The sequence below is a fragment of the Paenibacillus sp. FSL R5-0345 genome (assembly GCF_000758585.1).
Lineage (GTDB): Bacteria > Bacillota > Bacilli > Paenibacillales > Paenibacillaceae > Paenibacillus_AQ.
Genome location: NZ_CP009281.1, coordinates 6,287,079 through 6,305,546, shown reverse-complemented (window position 1 = coordinate 6,305,546; position 18,468 = coordinate 6,287,079). Strand labels below are relative to the sequence as shown.

Annotated in this window: 13 protein-coding genes and 1 pseudogene; all 14 read left to right on the top strand. The window is 45.8% G+C overall.

Annotated features, from left to right (window positions below; genetic code table 11):
- Positions 1-32: 32 nt before the first annotated feature.
- A complete protein-coding gene (locus R50345_RS27890; protein ID WP_042131348.1) occupies positions 33-569 on the top strand; it encodes a hypothetical protein in 537 nt (178 codons plus the stop codon).
- 151 nt (positions 570-720) lie between these two features.
- Positions 721-990, top strand: coding sequence for an alpha/beta-type small acid-soluble spore protein (locus R50345_RS27885; protein WP_042131347.1), 270 nt, complete (start codon positions 721-723; stop codon positions 988-990).
- Between the two features lie 339 nt (positions 991-1,329).
- Positions 1,330-2,532, top strand: a complete 1,203-nt coding sequence (gene metK / locus R50345_RS27880; protein WP_042131346.1) for a methionine adenosyltransferase — start codon at positions 1,330-1,332, stop codon at positions 2,530-2,532.
- Between the two features lie 201 nt (positions 2,533-2,733).
- Positions 2,734-6,774 (top strand): Ig-like domain-containing protein, encoded by a 4,041-nt coding sequence (locus tag R50345_RS27875; RefSeq protein WP_042131344.1) that lies wholly within the window; start codon positions 2,734-2,736, stop codon positions 6,772-6,774.
- A gap of 229 nt (positions 6,775-7,003) precedes the next feature.
- Entirely contained in the window at positions 7,004-9,736 is a 2,733-nt protein-coding gene (locus R50345_RS27870) for a stalk domain-containing protein (RefSeq protein ID WP_081954212.1), read from the top strand.
- A 57-nt stretch (positions 9,737-9,793) separates the two neighbouring features.
- Complete coding sequence (locus R50345_RS27865; protein ID WP_042131343.1) at positions 9,794-10,954, top strand: sensor histidine kinase; 1,161 nt, start codon at positions 9,794-9,796, stop codon at positions 10,952-10,954.
- Positions 10,955-10,958: 4 nt separating this feature from the next.
- Positions 10,959-11,681, top strand: a complete 723-nt coding sequence (locus R50345_RS27860; protein ID WP_042131342.1) for a response regulator — start codon at positions 10,959-10,961, stop codon at positions 11,679-11,681.
- A gap of 237 nt (positions 11,682-11,918) precedes the next feature.
- A complete protein-coding gene (locus R50345_RS30555; protein ID WP_052414762.1) occupies positions 11,919-12,365 on the top strand; it encodes a glycosyltransferase family A protein in 447 nt (148 codons plus the stop codon).
- A 642-nt stretch (positions 12,366-13,007) separates the two neighbouring features.
- Positions 13,008-14,495: pseudogene (locus R50345_RS32355) on the top strand (DEAD/DEAH box helicase); the annotation flags it as partial.
- Positions 14,496-14,752: 257 nt separating this feature from the next.
- Positions 14,753-15,340: a ComF family protein gene (locus R50345_RS27845; RefSeq protein WP_231573970.1), complete on the top strand. Its 588-nt coding sequence runs from the start codon at positions 14,753-14,755 to the stop codon at positions 15,338-15,340.
- A gap of 169 nt (positions 15,341-15,509) precedes the next feature.
- Positions 15,510-15,920 carry a TIGR03826 family flagellar region protein gene (locus tag R50345_RS27840; RefSeq protein WP_042132533.1) on the top strand — a complete coding sequence of 137 codons (411 nt, stop codon included), beginning with the start codon at positions 15,510-15,512 and terminating at the stop codon, positions 15,918-15,920.
- Between the two features lie 102 nt (positions 15,921-16,022).
- On the top strand, positions 16,023-16,307 hold the full coding sequence (flgM, locus tag R50345_RS27835) for a flagellar biosynthesis anti-sigma factor FlgM (RefSeq protein WP_042131340.1): 285 nt from the start codon (positions 16,023-16,025) through the stop codon (positions 16,305-16,307).
- Between the two features lie 12 nt (positions 16,308-16,319).
- Positions 16,320-16,820, top strand: coding sequence for a flagellar protein FlgN (locus R50345_RS27830; protein WP_042131339.1), 501 nt, complete (start codon positions 16,320-16,322; stop codon positions 16,818-16,820).
- Between the two features lie 54 nt (positions 16,821-16,874).
- Positions 16,875-18,458 (top strand): flagellar hook-associated protein FlgK, encoded by a 1,584-nt coding sequence (gene flgK, locus R50345_RS27825; protein WP_042131338.1) that lies wholly within the window; start codon positions 16,875-16,877, stop codon positions 18,456-18,458.
- Positions 18,459-18,468: the final 10 nt, after the last annotated feature.

Below are 18,468 nucleotides of genomic sequence, written 5' to 3'. Positions count from 1 at the left end.
GCATTTATCCCCACTCATGAGGAGGAACTTCATTGAAATCGGTTTGGAAAGTAACAACAGCTGCTGTATTACTGGCTGGTGGTGTATGGGCTGGATCACTGTTGAATGTTACTGCTGAAGGTGCAGGTGTTGGTTCACAGCCTGGCACAGCAGATGATCCAGTAGTTACCAAAAGCTATGTAGATCAGCAAATTCAGAAAGCACTTACAGGTGGTACAGGTACAGCTCCAGTAGCTACAGCTACTCCGAGTCCTAGCTCAGTTCCAACAGCAACAACAGCTCCAACTACTAGTGGCAATGAATCTGTAATTGTCGATGTAAAGCCAGGTCAAACTCTAATTGCTTCCGCAGGTGCTGAATTTATTGTTCGTGCAGGTAAAGCGGTTATCTACTCTCAAGATGCAAACGGTGTGGCTGATTTAACAGATGGTAAAGATCTTGCAAATGGAGTAGCTGCGCCATCTAACCATTTATTATCCTTCCCTCGCGATGGTCGTGGTATTACTGTCCAAACAGGACAAACCCTTGGCCTTGTTGTCATGGTTCGCGGTGGTTATACACTGAAATAATTTGTAATTATATATTCATAATGCCCTTAAAAGTACTTGATCATACCTTCAAACTGATTTCCAAAGTTACAAATCATTGGCGCGATTGAAGAGTAGATATTGGACGCACAATATTCCTGTAATCTTACAAATTCACAGGAGGTGCTGTAACATGGCACGTAACAATCGTACAGTGGTACCGGAAAGTCGGGCAATGTTGAAGCAAATGCAATATGAGATTGCAGCTGAGTTTGGTTTATATGGAGCGCATTATGGAGGCGGAGCAGACACTGAGTTTGCTTCTGAATTAGGGGCAATCGGAGGTAGTGGTTCTGGCCGTAGCCAGTATCTTGGACATCTTAGTTCAAGAGATAATGGCTCTGTTGGCGGAGAAATCACGAAGAGACTCATTAAGCAAGCCGAACAGTCTCTTTTTCAATAATATCAGGGTATAGGGACTCTTATATATCCTATCTGATATTGCTTTTTCATACGGCGAAATCAATATTTATACTGTGTTGGAGGGGTTTCGGAGTAATTGACACCACCTCCCAAATAAGATAATATGACTTTTGAGGAAAGCCTTAGACCTTTTCCATATGGGAAAGGTTCATTTTTTGAAGAGTTTAGTGAATATAAACATGAAATACTGCAATCATCCTTCATAAAAAGAAACAGGCTTCTGAGTTGTTTTGTTTTATAGTTTTTTTTATTTGGCCTGTGTGATTATAAAGGAACTCCTTATACAGTGTCAGACTAACCATAAGGGAGGTTGTTATACTTGTCTATTAAAGGGCGTCATTTGTTTACTTCCGAGTCCGTGACGGAGGGGCATCCGGATAAAATCTGTGACCAGATTTCCGATGCGGTATTGGATGCATTTTTAGCTAATGATCCAAATGCACGTGTAGCCTGCGAAGTAGCAGTAGCAACTGGTCTTGTTTTGGTGATCGGGGAAATCAGTACCAAATCTGAGTATGTAGATATTCCTGCCATCGTACGCAACACCATTAAAGAAATTGGCTACACACGTGCAAAATATGGTTTCGATTATAATACTTGTGCAGTGTTGAGCTCACTTAATGAGCAGTCAGCTGATATTGCTCAGGGTGTAAACTCTGCACTAGAGCACCGTGATCCAGCACAAGTGGCTGAAGAAACGGCAAATATTGGCGCGGGTGATCAAGGGTTGATGTTCGGTTTTGCTACGAATGAGACACCAGAACTGATGCCGCTACCGATCGCTTTATCTCACCGTATTGCTCGTCGCTTGTCTGAGGTTCGTAAGAACGGAACATTGGAATATCTGCGTCCTGACGGAAAGACACAAGTTACGATTGAATATCAAGATGAGAAGCCTGTACGCGTGGACGCTATCGTAGTATCCACACAACATGCGGAGGAAATCTCTCTTGAACAAATTCAGGCTGATATTAAAGAACATGTAATTATGCCAGTTGTTCCTGCGGAACTACTCGATTCCGAAACCAAGTACTTTATTAACCCAACCGGACGTTTTGTTATTGGTGGTCCTCAAGGGGATGCCGGTCTGACTGGACGGAAGATTATCGTTGATACGTATGGCGGATATGCTCGTCATGGCGGTGGTGCATTCTCTGGTAAGGATCCAACTAAAGTGGACCGTTCTGCTGCCTATGCAGCTCGCTATGTAGCGAAGAATCTAGTAGCTGCAGGTCTGGCTGATAAATGTGAGATTCAGCTTGCTTATGCCATTGGTGTGGCTACTCCTGTCTCGATTAATGTGGATACATACGGAACAGGTAAAATCAGTGAAGAAAAGATGGTTCAACTGATCAGCAACAACTTTGACCTTCGCCCTGCGGGGATCATCTCCATGCTTGATTTGCGTAAACCGATCTATAGACAGACTGCAGCATACGGCCATTTCGGACGTACGGATGTAGATCTTCCATGGGAACGAGTAGATAAAGCAGAATTACTTAGAGATCAGGCTGGATTGTAGTTAATCATACGTTCTTATAATACGTTAGGCCCGCAAGTTGGCACTTAGTGTCGACTGTGCGGGCTATTTTTATGTAATGAACAGAATTAGGATTGATTCTAATCATAGAGAAGTAGACTACTAAACTTTGTAAGCCCTTTAACCGAAATATAAGAATATACATAAAGACGTTAGTATGGTTTGAGAGGAGTCTATCACGGCATGAAAAGAAAAATTTCAATATGGACGGCGCTTTTTCTAGCGGGAGAACTGGTACTTGGAACAGGGTATCCTTCTATTGGAATCGGAATATCGGCAGTGCATGCTGCAGCGGAATTTGGCATAAGCGTGTCACCAGCACCTGGAGCAACCTATGTAAATATAGGATCATCTCTTAAACTAAGCTTTGACCGTCAAGTCAACCCACAGGCTGGAGAAATTACCATCACGGGACAGGGTGATAGTGCACCTTTTGTAACGATTCCTATTGGTGGCTATGGTTTAATTGGTAGTTCAAAAGACTACGAGCTTAAGTTAGGTCCAAACCAACAATTTACTCCAAATAAGGCATACACGGTCACAATTCCCAAAGGATTGTTCAAAGATAATGAGGGGAATGAATCAGGACTTACTTCATGGGCATTTACCACTGCTCCTGAGAGTAATACGGCTATTACCGCAGGTAACTTCTCACCGGCTAGTAATGCAAGAGTAGATGCCGGGAGTTTAAAGGAACTTAGTCTGACACTAAATAAGCAGCTGTTAAAAGGTGGAGGCTCTATCCGAGTCCTGTCCTCAGCAGATAATACAACAGTGCAAGAGTTCAGAATTAAGGATGATGACACCAGAGTTAACGTTCAAACTGATGCTAGCTCTACAACAGTTAAATTATCGTTGGATAAAGCCTTGGGAGCCGGAGGGAATTATTATGTTCTCATTGATTCCTACGCTTTTAAGGATGTTGATAATCGAACATTTTCTGGTATTTCTAGCGGAAATGTATGGAGTTTTTCTACAAAAGGTGTAGCTGAGATTCCGATGACTCCATCACCGGCTAACGGTACAGGTGGTGTATCTACCACAGGAGCGCTACAGCTTACTTTTGACCGTCCTATGATGCCTGCATCAGGTGTGATTACGGTGTCCCCAGGGGCTGCTAACGATGCTAGAACGAGATGGCTTAATGTGAACTCGCCAGCGGTTACTGGAGGAAGCAGTAGAACCATAACATTGAATCCGGCATCAGCAGCCTCACCTCTGCTAAATGGCACGCAATATACAGTTACCATCCCCCAAGGTGCTTTTTATGACCAAGATGGAAATGTATTTCCTGCCTCGGGCGCTTACACTTGGACCTTCACAACGGTATCTTTGACTGGACTTGGCGTAAGTGCATTGAATCCATCTGATCGAAGTGAATCTATAGCGAATAACAGATCCTTTTCGATCGCGTTTAATCGGGATGTGAATTACAACAGCGCTGTGGCTAGTGGTGTGGCTCTATATAAAAGTGGGGGATCTCAGGTGCCGGTTAACGTTACTCGGAGTACCAGCACAGCTAAAGAATATATCATCACACCTTCCGTAGCGTTAGATAGTGATTCAACGTATTACATTGACATCGCCAAAGGGGCTTTTGTAGATGCAAGTGATGCTAACGTTCTATATGAAGGATTAAGCGGTAAAAATTCATGGAGCTTCAAGACCTTGTCTCTGGACAAAACAGCTCCACAGCTCACATCTGCACAGCTTGAGAATAACCGAACCATTCGTCTGAAATATAATGAGACGCTCAATTCATCCATAGCGCTGCTGACTTCAAGCTTTGGAGTTACGGTCAATGACGAGAATCGAGCGATTGAAAGTGTCTATATTCAAGGAGACAGCGCTTATCTGGTATTGAGTACAGGAGTAGCTGTTGGGCAGATTGTGAAGGTCAGCTATAATGGCGGACTGCGGACAATTCAAGACCCAAGCGGAAATGCAGCGAGCACTTTTAGCTCTAAACAGATTACGAACTCTATCGAGTCCTCCATGCCGACACCTAAAGACGGGAGAATCACGGGTAGATCCGTAGTGTTGAATTTTAATGACACATTAAAACCGGTTTCCTATTACGCACATAACCAGTTCTCAGTGATTGCAGATGGAAGCTCACTTGGAGTCAACTCGATAAGTTCCAGCGGCAGTACAGTATATTTAACTTTGAGTAGTGAAGCATCAAATGGACAGAACGTCCGGGTGTCCTATTATGCAGGTTCGTATCCTTTGCAGAATTCTTATGGACAAAATATTGCGGACTTTACTGATTTCAATATCCGTAACAGCAACGATACCATTCCGCCAGTGTTCCAAAGTGCAACCGGAGGCGGCACTAAGATCATTTTGAATTATAATGAAGGCTTGTCTACAACCAGTCTCCCGCTGAATAGTCAGTTCTCTGTGTTAGTGGGCAGCACGCCTAATTATGTGACTAATGTATCGGTTAGCGGCACTCAGGTTACTTTAACGCTTCAGACTGCGCTGACAGTTAATCAGAATGTAACCATATCTTATGTGCCGGGTTCTGCCGGGATAAGCGATTTGAATGGCAATCGGGCAGCGTATATTAACCTACAGCCTGTATCCATCTCAGAAAACAGCGGTACTACCATACCGGAGATTAACTCAGCGACCGTTTCAGGAGACGAGCTAACTGTTACTTTTGCAAAGAATATGCAAGCATCCGGTTCCCTCTACGCCAATCAGTTTGGAGTTAGAGCAGATGGCAGCAGCTTGGGTGTGCAATCCTACTATATCTCCGGCAATATTCTAAAAATAACGTTATCCTCTGTTGTAAAGACCGGCCAAACAGTGGACTTATCCTATATGTCTGGTGCCGGTACGATTAAGGATTTCAGTGGTAATGTACTGTCGTCATTCTCTGCACTGTCAGTTCAGAATCTGACAGGCGTGACAACCGGATCTGGAAATCGTCCATCCTATCTAGGAACACTTGCAACGAGTGAGTTTGGTAAAGAGTATGCACTACTAAAGAGTGATTCTTCGCAAATTGTGGATGACCGCTCTTTATATAATCAGTCTCTAAAAAGATATACTTTAAATGCAGATCGAATAGCTGCCAGTTATGAATATCTGTCTAAGATGAATAATGATATTTTGGCATTTGAGGTTCCTTCCACGGAACAAGCAGCTTTTGTGACCGTTCCGCTAAAACCATTGCTCGACGCGGTGAACCGTAATAAAAATACAAAGTTTATGATTCGACATGGAGATAACCTATTTAGTGTGGGACTCAATGATATTGATATGAGCGGACTTGCAAGTAGCTTGATCTCAGATAGTAAAAATATTTCACTTGTGTTCCGCTTGGATAAAGTTCCAGCAGGCACATTTACACCTTTTGAGCAAAAGCTACAAACGATGGGGATGCGAACCATTACAAGTCTTATGGATGTCCGGGTGACAGCAATAATTAGTGATAATTATGCGAATGCCAAGGCACTGACAGTACCAGGAGAATATACCGTACGTACTACTTCTTCATTAAATAGTGCGCAAACATCTGCGGCCAGATTAGACCTCTCCTATTACGATGCGGCTTATCTACCTACAAAAGTCAGTACGGTCGGCAACTATACGGTTATCCGTGCTCGTACCGCTGGTAATCAGATATTAGGGACCTTTTTGTCCACCCGAACCTTTACGGATATGGGTAAGCATTGGAGCAATGCGATTGTTGCTGAACTTACCGCTAAGAATATTATAGATAGCAGCTACGGTAGTGCATTTAATCCAGAGAAAAAAATTACCCGTGCTGAGTTTGCTGTTATGCTTAGTCGCGGTTTAGGTTTGCTGGGAGATCGTGAGACCGCGCAACGCTTCCGGGATGTGCAGCCTTCCACACAAACTGGAGACTACATTGGTGCAGCGGCTAAAGCAGGAGTTATTACAGGGAATACGGACGGGACCTTCCGTCCGAATGATAATATAACACGCGAGCAGATGGCGATTATGATGATCCGTGCGATGGAATATACCAATCATCCTATTACGCTAAGCGGTACTTCTGCCTCAACGCTTGCAAAATTCAAGGATAAGTCGAAGATTCAGAATCAAAGCGCTGAGTTCGTCGCCAAGGCAGTGCAATCAGGGATAATTTTGGGCATGACAGCAAGTGAGTTCCAGCCTCAGGGCAATGCCACCCGTGCTCAAGCTGCCGTGATGCTGCAGCGGATGCTGAAACAGGCAGATTACCTGTAAACAACTCTTGTAACCAAAGAATCAATTGGTAAAGTCCGGCAATTATGCCGGGCTTTTTTTTGTCGTCTAATTATGACAATTTCGACTCTATAAAGCTTGAAATCTCTCAATTTCGCAACTTTTTGGCTTATTTTCAGTCTATTAAAAGAGTACTAGAAAAATAGGAACCAGTTTCCAGACATTGATATGGACTGATAGAGTACAAAAGAGATGGGAGAGTTACGTTGAAATGAATGAAGTTTTCATGGAGAAGAAGAGTAGCGATGTTGTACGGGGAATAAGATTATCTTCCACTAAAAAGTGGATTGCTGCTTCATTGGCTGGTGTGTTATGGATTATGCCCGTAATCGGCAGTGAAGGTATGATGCTGTTTGGTCAGGGGTCTGCACCAATCGCAGCTGCAGCCACAGCTCCTTTTAAAGTAAGTAAGCTGGGAGAAGAAGTGATTACTTCGGGCGCCATTATGATGAAATATAAATATACTACTACACGTTCTGGAGCGAGTGCTTCTGGGCTTGCGGATGTTATTCGAGTAGATCTTAACAACCCATATGTTTCTTTAGATGTGATGACGGGTAAAGGCGGAAACCTGACTACACGGCAAAGTACTGGTGGAATGGCTAAGGAAACTGGAGCCGTAGCTGCTGTAAATGGAGATTATTTTAATACAGGCGGTGAGGGTGCTCCAATCGGTGGACAAGTATCAGGTGGAGTACTGGTGTCTACCCCTTCACAATTGAATGGAATGTATGCCTTTGCAGTGACAAAAGATCGTAAACCTATTATTGACGAGTACAGCTTCGAGGGGATGGTAACCGCACCAGATGGCGCACAGTTTGAGATCTCCGGTATCAATAAAGGTGCTTATAGCCCTGAAGGCGGAAGCTCGACTTATAGTCATGCTAATGCTATGTATATCTACACAGATGTATGGACTGCTCTTGATCGTCCTAAAAATAGCTCTACCACTCCAACTGAGGTACTTGTTGAGAATGGTGTAGTTACTCAAATCTCAGAGAATGCTGCACTTCCTACGGCGGTTCCTAAGGGAGCTTATATTTTACGGGCACATGGCTTAGCCGCACGATATGTTACTGCGCATTTGGCAGTAGGACAACCTGTTACCAGCGAGTATTCTTTGAAATCCAAGACTACTCAGCAATCGCTCGATCCTGCGAATCTGCAAACGATGATCGGCGGACATACAATTCTAGTAAATAACGGGAAAGCAGCAACGTTTTCGCGATCAACTAGCAGTATTGGTGGCTATCGTGCACGTACGGCTTTAGGTTACTCACAGGATGGACGGTATGTATATATCATAGCTACTGAGAAAAATGGCAATAGTTCAGGGATGTCTCTAACCGAATTGCAATCATTCATGACCAATATTGGAGTCTGGAAAGGTCTTAATCTCGATGGAGGCGGCTCTACAACGATGGTAGACCGGCCCCTCGGTGAAACCTCTACTACACTCACTTTTAATACAGAGTATGGCACAGAGCAACGCAGTATCGTTAACGGGCTTGGTGTCTACACTAACGCACCGCAAGGTGAAGTCAAAGGAATCAAAATTAGCGGAAGTTCCGCACTGCTGGTTGGACAAAAGGCAACATATTCTTTAAAGGGTTATGACACTTACTACAACCCTATTGATGTAGCAGCAGGTAATCCTACATGGGTATCAAGCGGCGGAAGCGCAACGGTAAGTGCAGGTGAAGTAACGGCAGTGAAGCCAGGTACCGTTACCTTAACGGCTAAAAGCGGTTCTGCAAGCGCCTCTACAACTGTTACAGTTCTGGGTGGTAATGATCTATCCAGTATGAGTGTAGGTACAGCTACAGCGCCACTGACAGCCGGAACTACTGTGTCTGTCCCTGTTACAGCGGCAACGAAGAGTGGAACAACTATCAATGTTCCGGATTCAGCACTGAAGTGGGAGTTTGTAGGCTTTAAGGGAGCCGTGAAAGATGGCAAGCTTACTGTAAACGCCGTTGATGCAGGGGTTACTACAGGTTATGCTATTGCCCGTTATGATGGATTTAGTGCAGTGGTTGTATTATCAACAGCAGCAGCTACAACATGGGAAGATTTCGAGAAGGTAAGCTATCCAATCGACTTTACTACCAATGTTCCAGCGGTACAGGGTACTGCAACGATAGTGGATGGAACGGCTGAAAGAGTAGCCTCCAAGGTGCTGTCACTCAGTTATGATATGACGGCTGGCAGCGGCAAAATGTATGCTTATGCTCAGCTTAATGGTACAAGCGGCAAAACAGTTCCAGCGCTTGCAACTTCGATGTCGGTTGATGTGATGGGAGATATGAGCTTGAATTGGCTGCGTGCTGAGTTTGTAGACAACAGCGGAGCTACAGCTTATGTAGATCTTGCAAAGATTATCGATTGGAACGGTTGGAAGAACATTAACATCGACTTGTCAGGCTCAGGTATTAAATTCCCAGCTACGCTGAAGAGACTTTATGTAGTCAATGTAGAGGAAGGTCAAGATGAACGGGCGAAGACAGGTACAGTTGCCTTTGATAATATCACCTTTACAATGCCTTCACTTTCCAGTGATGCGGGCTTACCAAAAGGTACGGCTTCTATGAGCATTGGCTCGAAAGCAATGACTGTAAATGGAAATAAGAAAGCTATTGATGTAGCTCCAATTGTAAAAGACGGCAGTACCTATGTGCCAATTCGGTATGTACTAGATGCTTTCGGAGGCAGCGCTACTTGGGATCAGGTGAATAAGAAGATCATGGTATTACGCGGAGCCAAGGCACTGGATCTTACCGTAAATAAAAAAGAATATCTGCTGAATGGTAAACGTCAGAGTGCTGAAGTAGCACCTATCATTTTGCAAGGTAGGACTTTAGTACCGTTAAGACTAGTTTCTGAACAGCTAGGATTAACTGTAAAATGGGAACAGAAAACGAAGACCGTAACTATCGAATCGTGATATGTTAATATAAAGGAAAACCTTTAAAACGATTCGATAGAAAAGGGGCAAGCATCCGTGGAATTTCAAGCCGATGCGATTGATCGCGTCATTAAAAATACCATCGACGTGATGGAGAGCAGCAAGTATCAGATTTTTGAAATATTGCAGGTTGCACGTGATGAACTTGCTGCACTCAATAAAGAACTGCAGCGGGTCATGGACGAAACGGATGAGACATTAAAAAAAGTAGATAAGCTGGAGCTGCAGTATCACCGCTCCAGAATCCGGCTGACAGAGGTCAGCCGGGACTTTGTCCGCTACTCAGAGAAGGATATTCGTATAGCCTATGAGAAGGCTACGGAGCTACAGCTCGAACTCATGATGACGCGTGAGAGAGAGGTCTATCTTCGATCAAGACGTGATGAATTACAAATGCGAGTGCGCAGTGTCGAAAATTCTGTAGAACGTGCAGAGTCAATTGGTTCGCAAATGAGCGTAGTGCTCGAATATTTGTCGGGAGAACTAGGTCAGGTGACGAGAATTGTCGAATCTGCGAAGAACAGACAGATGATAGGACTCAAGATAATCCTGGCTCAAGAGGAAGAACGGAAGAGAATTGCCCGGGAAATTCATGATGGTCCTGCTCAAATGCTGGCGAATCTAGTCCTTAGGACGGAAATTGTAGAAAGAATGCTGGTAAAGCAGGAATTTGGGTTGGTGCAGGACGAAGTAATAGATTTGAAAGGACAGGTTCGATACAGCCTGGAAGAAATGCGTAAGGTCATCTTTAATTTACGACCGATGGCTCTCGATGATTTGGGATTAATTCCGACTTTGCGGAAATATGTGCATGATTTTGAGGAGAAGACGAAGCTGAGGACGACCTTGGAAACCAGAGGTCAGGAACATCGACTATCTTCAGCCATGGAGGCAGCGGTATACCGATTGGTCCAGGAAGCTCTGTCTAATGCAGCTAAACATGCCTACCCGAGTTTCGTATTGGTAGAGATTACTTACCAAGCGCAGTTAATTAAGATTGTGATTAAGGATAATGGATTAGGTTTTAATGTGCAGAAATTAAAGAATCCGCAGGGCAATCGTGAAAGCTTCGGGCTAGTTGGTATGCGGGAACGTGTAGAGCTGCTTGAAGGCAGAATGGAAATCATATCAGCCGAGAATCAGGGGACAACAATCGTGATCCACATTCCGACGAACGTGGAGAAAGGGAAGGAGTAATGTGATGGAGAACTTAAACTCTACTAAAACGCCCATTAAAGTTCTTTTGGCGGATGATCATCAGCTTTTTCGTGAAGGGCTGAAACGTATTTTGAATATGGAGGAGGATATCGAAGTCATCGGTGAATGTGGTGACGGTATCCAGGTATTGGAGTTCTGTAACGGAACTAAACCAGACATCGTACTGATGGATATTAATATGCCTATTGAGAATGGCGTGGAGGCTACTCAAAAACTGCGGGAAATGTTCCCGGAGGTTAAGGTTATTATTTTATCGATTCATGATGATGAGAGTTATGTGTTTGAAACCCTTCGTAAAGGCGCCAATGGTTATTTACTGAAGGATATGGAGGCCGAATCCCTTATTAATGCGATCCGTTCGGTCTGTGAGGGGCACGCCTTTATCCATCCAAAGGTTACCGGAAAGCTAATCAATCAATTGCGGCGCATGACTTACCTTAATGAGACTGGAGTAGCTGCGGATACAGTAGTGAAGGAAGCCGGTGTTAAATTTGTAGCCGGTGACAACAATCCTCTAACACGTCGCGAAGCGGAAGTTTTGCGGCTAATGGCGGAAGGTAAGAGTAACAAAATGATCGGTGAGTATTTATTTATTAGTGAAAAAACGGTCAAAAACCATGTGAGTAGTATTTTGCAAAAAATGGAAGTGGATGATCGTACGCAAGCTGTAATTAACTCGATCAAATATGGTTGGGTAACTTTATAAAAATATCTACAGATTTACGTTACATATAGGAATCAAATCAAGGAGAGCATAGCTTGTTCCTCTAAAATATAAGAAAGTATAAGTTTCACAACATACTTTATGTCTTATATTTCTCGCTTAAACGCTTACCGTCCTTGCAAGGACGCCGAAGGCGTTTATGCTTGACAGGGACTCTGGGCAGTCACCGACCTTTTAAAGCCGGCATATAGTGTTGGTATACAGAGGAGGTGCATCTCCATGGTAGCCCAGTTGATATGGATTGCGGTTGTTTATGTATCCGCTGCAGTGATTATTCATATGCTGCATAATCGGCAGAAGGTGCGGCAGACACCGCAGTCCGTGAAATGGATTCATTATATTTTCATTACCCGCAATCATGCATCTGTTGTGGAATGGTACATTCGAGCGCTGACATTTCAAGCTTTTTTAACCGGAAAACGATTTCGAGTAACGTTCATGGATGATGGCTCAAGCGATGGAACCCTTGGAATTGTTTCCAGGATGGCTGATAGTGGCTGCTCTATCGATCTTGCAACATCTATGTACACTTTTCAGGTGAGTGAAGAAGAGTTGCTGCAACAAGGGATTGTGGTAGACTTGCGGTTGTCAGGGCAGTCTGGCTCGTTGCCTTTTATGGGGATGGCAGGAAGTAGGGGATGCGAATCAAAGCGCGACAGATCTTAAGTAAATATGTAAGTTACGGGTGAAGCACACTCTCCAAGAAATGGGGGAGTGTGCTTTTTGCGTTTACGCTAAGGGAAGTGGTGTAAGCAAGAGTGATTAATGGTGAGAGTTAAGGAGGCGCGTTATATGCGAGCTGCTGTATATGCCTTGGAATGTAGGGGCACCTGGAGTGTATGGATTTCTTTAGACCTTACAGTAGATAGATGGTGGTGGTTCAGCGCTAGCTCGTTGAGCCAAGGTAGGGGCTTAGTAACGGTGGACAAGCTGGTCTTATTATCTTCTGCACTGCCGCTAGGGTGGGCGGTGAGGCTACGCGATTGCTTCAAACAAAGAGGGGGGATGAGGAGCTGGGGGACTAGGGAGTGGGGGCAATATGTGAGTAATGTCCTTGAGCCTGAGTTGAAAGAGGAAAGGGAGGTAGGAGGAATTGCGAAGGAAGAATTGCTTTATGATGGGATTTCGTTATGGCGGCTTTCTGAGCAAAGAGAGGTATGTATAGAACAGGATAAGAAGAACAATGATTGGAGAGGAAATGATCTCGATTATGCTTTGCTTGAATCGGAGGCAGAACAACTATCGTGGGTGGTGGCTGGGCGCTCACTATTGCAACCGGAAATAGAAGCGCTGCTGGCAGAGGGATTGCCGGCGCTGACAGGTCGTTGGCGCCAGGCGGCACAACTGGCGCATTTGCAGGGGCGGCTGCAGCTGACAGCCGCCGTGGGTAGTCACGCCCCGGCTGCGCACGGGGCGCGGGCCCGCCAGCTCCCTGCGGGTGCTGGCGCTCTGGCGCGTGCGGCGGCTAGGCTGCCGCACGTGTGGTGGCGCGGCGCTGTCGCTCGCCGCGCGGTTTCGCGCTGCCTGCGCTGCGGCAGCGCCCCGACCGGCCGCACGGCATGCGCCGCGTGCGGCCTTATGGGCTGCGCCTATTGCGAGGCCTGCCTCGCACTTGGGCGCAGCCGGGCTTGCGCGCTGCTGCTGCGCAGCGCAGCGCTTCCGGCCGTGCGGTGCACGGCCGTCCTTGACCCCACCGCGGCCGCAGGCCGGTGGGGGTTAAGCCCAGCGCAGGCGGGAGCCGCTGGCGCTGCGCTGGGTTTTCTGGCGGAGCGGCGTGAGCGCTCCGCCAAAGCGTGCCCAGAGCGGTTCCTGCTCTGGGCGGTGACGGGAGCCGGGAAGACAGAGATGATCTTCCCGCTCCTAGAGGCTGTGCTCGCCGCTGGTGGGCGGGCGCTCGTAGCGACGCCGCGGCGCGACGTCGTACTCGAGCTCGCTCCGCGACTCGCCAAAGCTTTCCCGGCGGAGACTCTCGCCGTGCTTTACGGCGGCAGCGCAGAACGCTGGGTGGGTGGTCGCTTAACGCTCGCGACTACCCACCAGCTGTTGCGCTTCCATCGAGGTTTTGATCTCGTAATCATTGACGAGCTGGATGCGTACCCCTATCACAATGATCCTATGTTGGCTTATGCTGCCGAACAAGCCTGTAAGGCAAATGGATCTTTTATCTACTTATCAGCCACACCACCACAAGAAATGCAGCGGTTGGTACGCTCAGGCAGACTACCACATGCCAGAGTGCCTGTCCGTTTCCATGGTCATCCTTTGCCTATGCCGCAGCATCTGACCATGACATCCGTTCAAACATGCCTAAAGCGTGGGAGGGTACCTAGATCTCTCATACATACACTTCGTAAGTCGCTCGAGCGAGAGGCGCAAATCTTTTGTTTTGTGTCGCGTATTGCACATATTGAAGGATTACTGGTTCTGCTTCGTCGGAGCTTTCCCGGCGTAGTCATCGAAGGTACTTCCTCCAAAGATCCCTTCCGGACAGAGAAGGTAACTGCTTTCCGTAGCCGCGCGATCACCTTATTAGTAACGACTACGATTCTGGAACGAGGAGTTACAGTGCCTCGCAGCGATGTATTTATTTTGGATGCGGACAGCGATCTTTTTGACGAAGCCTCCTTGGTTCAGATGGCGGGTCGTGCCGGGCGATCTAAGGATGATCCTGCCGGGCGTGTTGTATTTGCTTCTCCACAATGGACCCGATCCCAACGTGGAGCAATCTCCCAGATCCGAACTATGAACATTATCGCTCGCCGCAAAGGATATATCAGTAAGGATGTGTCGAGATGAATTCTCTGTTCTCATGGTTAATTAAATCTAAGGCACTCTTCTCCCCCTCCGTGACTCCTTGCTTAACCTGTGGCAAACGTAACTCTGGGTCCTCACAATTTCCTGGAGTTTGCAGAACTTGCGTAGAATCCATTCCTTGGATACGATCCCCTCGTTGCCTGAAATGTGGTCGGCATGTCGGTTGTCCTGACTGTTCCCGTAGTAATGAACCGTCACCGATTATTTGTAATCGGAGTGCAGTGGCCTACACAAGCGTTATGAGGGAATGGTTGGGGCAGTATAAATATCGAGGCAATGAACGATACGCCCTTTTACTTGGTCTCATGCTGGACAGAGCGTATCTAACCTTGAAAGAAGAGAAACAGAGTGTTTTTTTATCCCAGAAATCATCTATCATTCATTACTTCAAAAATAAAAAAGATATACAAGACGGCTCTTGGTCTGCTGATTTGTTAGTGCCAGTGCCTGTCAGTGATTCTCGGCTAATGGAACGGGGGTTTAATCAAGCGGAGAGACTGGCTGATGTCTTGTCTAGACGTAGGAAGGTTCCCCAGCTTCCGCTGCTGATCCGCACACACCATACCGGAAAACAAAGCTTTAAGAGCCGAGCGGAACGACTGACCGATATGAAACACGCTTTTGCAGAGAATCCGGCAGTAACAGCACAATTTGCAGATTGGCTAAAAAGGGAGGCACCTCTAAATCGTTCTGTTCGGATTATTATTGTTGATGATATTTATACGACGGGCAGTACCATTCGTGCGTGCGCTGAGATCATACAACAAATGGGTTCAGATTATGGTTATACGGTTGAGGTCTATAGCTTAACTTGGGCACGTTCCTAAGGAGAGAGAAATGCATGATTGTGAACACCTCCATTCATTATTTAAGGAGATTCATACGCTTAATAGCGTTTCTTCCGTCCCATAGACGAATTCTCTGCAATCATGTAATCTAGGAGCATGAGGATATTATGCATTGTACAGAATGTACGGAGAGGAGCGGCTGCTTGTTATGAATCTAGACAATTGTCCAAGGTGCGGCCGGTTGTTTGTCAAGAATCTTATGGGTTTGTGCCAGCCCTGCATCAAAGATCTGGAGCATGAATATGAGATCTGCGTGAATTATTTGCGGGAGAACAAAGGAACCAACATCCAAGAACTGTCCGATGCTACGGGAATTTCGATTAAGGAGATCACCCGCTTTATTCGAGAGGGCCGGATATCTATAGCTAATGCTCCTAATATGATGTATCCTTGCGAGGTGTGTGGAACACTGATTCGCGATGGGCATATGTGCGACAGCTGCCGTAGTCGGCTAAGGAAGGATCTTTCCAGTGCCGCCAAGGAAAGTAATGCTGAGGATACTACCAAAAAGACAACAGACGGCGCATATCGCGCCATAGATAAGCTGCGTGGCCTATAAATTCTGCAAAAAAACGTTTGCAGCTATAAAGAATGTTTCAGTCTACGCCGATAAACTTAGTAAAGATTATCGGCTTTTTTATATTAGAAGGAAGGTGAAGTTATGAAAATTAACGAGACCGGACGAATTAACGCGATTAATCCGTATCAACGCAGCGCCGACGCGCAAAGGCAGGAACAAATGAAGAAAAGTTCACGCAAGGATGAGGTTTCGATCTCTGATGAAGCAATTCAGCTCTTGCAAGCACAGAATTCTGGTAATGATGCTGAACGTGCACTTAAGATCGACAGTTTGAAGCAACAGGTCTCCGCAGGTACCTATCAAGTAGATGCAGCTAAGCTAGCAGAGAAACTCGCCCCTTACTTTAAGCAATCCTCCGAGAATTAGGTGAAACCATCCATGGCATTGACAACATTAATAGAACTATTGGAGCGGCTGGACGAAGTACATAACCAAATGCTGGAGCTGGCCGCTGAGAAAAAACAGACGATTATGGACAACAAGGTGGATGCATTAATCGACATCCTGAACCGTGAGTCCAAGTTAATGAAACTGATTGCACAGCTCGAGGAACAGCGAATCGCGGCAGCATATACCGTTCTGCAAGGCGTGGGTATTCGTTCCAACCTGAACCTGAACCTAACTGAGCTGTCCAGACTTATATTTGACCCTGAAGACAAGGCACGACTGCTGCATATTCAGCAGAAGCTTTCTGGCACTTTACACCGCTTGAAAGAAGCAAATGAGCTTAATCAGAAGCTGATAGAGCAGTCGCTTACTTTTATAGATTATTCTTTGGATCTGCTGGTTGGAAGACCGAATCAGGATATCACATATCATCGTCCGTCCGATAAGGGAAATAACGTAAATCGGTCGGGGATTTTTGATGCAAGAGGCTAGAATTGTACTGATGAAGTGTTCTGCTGGAGCAGGACATAAGGAGGAGTAAGAAGCATGACATCCACATTTCACTCGATAGAGACCGCGAGACGCAGCCTTTTTACTCAGACCGCAGCTCTTAATACAACTGGACATAATATCGCTAATGCGAATACCGAGGGTTATACCCGTCAACGTGTTAATATGAAGGCCGCTTTACCTATTGAAGCGTACGGATTTAATAAATCTACTGTTCCTGGTCAAATGGGCACTGGGGTGGAATTCTCGTCTATCGATCGGATTCGGGAAATGTTTCTGGATGATCAGTACCGTGGTGAGAATTCTGCATTTGGAAACTGGAAGCTTCAAGCAGATACCCTCTCTAAACTAGAAGCGATTGTTAATGAACCATCGGATACAGGTATTCGTACGGTGCTGGACAACTTCTGGAAATCCTGGTCTGACCTTAGTAAAAACCCTGAAGATCCTACTGCTCGTAAGATTGTAGTGCAAACTGCACAATCTTTGACTGATGCTATGAATTATATGAGCACGCAATTAGATAATCTCGATCGGGATCTTGCTACTAATATTGACGTTAAAGCAAAAGAAGCTCAGGGCTACCTGACCGCTATCGCAGACTTGAATAAATCGATCTATAAGATCGAAGGTATGGGCGATCAGGCAAATGATTTACGCGATCAACGCGATCTGATGGCGGACAAGCTATCCAAGATTGCTAATATTACCGTTGTGGAGACGGAAGCTGGTTATAACGTTTCTCTGGGTGGACAGCCACTGGTAGAGGGCGGAGAAGTTACTGCGAACGTAGATAGCGCATTTCTTAATAATGCTTACGCCGCCGGCACTTTGAAGGGCGGAGAGGCTTACGGAATGATTTTCTCCAAAAATACTTATGTTACCGACTACAAGAAACAACTCAACGATATGGCAAGTACGATTGCTACTGGTGATGTTGAAATTACAATACCGGCAGGTTCAAATCTTCCTGAAGGTACGGTGTTGACTACTGATGCTAAGATTACACAAGCAGATGGCACCGTAGTTACATTGGCTGCAGGTCAGGCTATGCCTAAGGGAGCAACAATGTATGAGGACGCCAAGACCATTGTTAAAGGCTTGAACGGACTTCATAAGTTAGGTTATGCGATGGATGGAAGCTCCGGCCGTGATTTCTTTGTAACCTCTGGTGACGCTGGAACGATCAAGTTGAATCCGGAAATTGCTGCGGATGTTAGTTTATTCGCAACCTCACTGCGTACTACTGTAGATGCAGCTGGCAACACGCAGGTCGTTAAAGGAAATAACACCTTGGCTCTTTTATTGACGAACCTCAAGGATAGTAAATTCACTACGCCGGACGGTAGCATTAGCAATACTGTTGGTGGGCTTCTTGGCTCCATGGTGGGTCAGCTTGGTATTCAATCACAAGAGGCTGCGCGTCAGACGGATAATTCAGATTATCTGGTAGAGCAGGTTAACTCCCGTCGCCAATCTGTCAGCGGAGTATCACTGGATGAAGAAATGTCGAATATGCTCGTATTCCAGCATGCTTATAGTGCCGCTGCGCGTTTTATGACTACTTTTGATGAACTGCTCGACAAATTGATTAATTCCACCGGCACAGTCGGCAGATAAAAGGAGATAT

Coding starts and splice junctions, on each gene's coding strand:
- R50345_RS27885 (WP_042131347.1), top strand. CDS start 721: ATGGCACGTAACAATCGTACAGTGGTACCGGAAAGTCGGGCAATGTTG.
- R50345_RS27875 (WP_042131344.1), top strand. CDS start 2,734: ATGAAAAGAAAAATTTCAATATGGACGGCGCTTTTTCTAGCGGGAGAA.
- R50345_RS27870 (WP_081954212.1), top strand. CDS start 7,004: ATGAATGAAGTTTTCATGGAGAAGAAGAGTAGCGATGTTGTACGGGGA.
- R50345_RS27860 (WP_042131342.1), top strand. CDS start 10,959: ATGGAGAACTTAAACTCTACTAAAACGCCCATTAAAGTTCTTTTGGCG.
- R50345_RS30555 (WP_052414762.1), top strand. CDS start 11,919: ATGGTAGCCCAGTTGATATGGATTGCGGTTGTTTATGTATCCGCTGCA.
- R50345_RS27845 (WP_231573970.1), top strand. CDS start 14,753: ATGAGGGAATGGTTGGGGCAGTATAAATATCGAGGCAATGAACGATAC.
- R50345_RS27840 (WP_042132533.1), top strand. CDS start 15,510: ATGAATCTAGACAATTGTCCAAGGTGCGGCCGGTTGTTTGTCAAGAAT.
- flgM (WP_042131340.1), top strand. CDS start 16,023: ATGAAAATTAACGAGACCGGACGAATTAACGCGATTAATCCGTATCAA.
- R50345_RS27830 (WP_042131339.1), top strand. CDS start 16,320: ATGGCATTGACAACATTAATAGAACTATTGGAGCGGCTGGACGAAGTA.
- flgK (WP_042131338.1), top strand. CDS start 16,875: ATGACATCCACATTTCACTCGATAGAGACCGCGAGACGCAGCCTTTTT.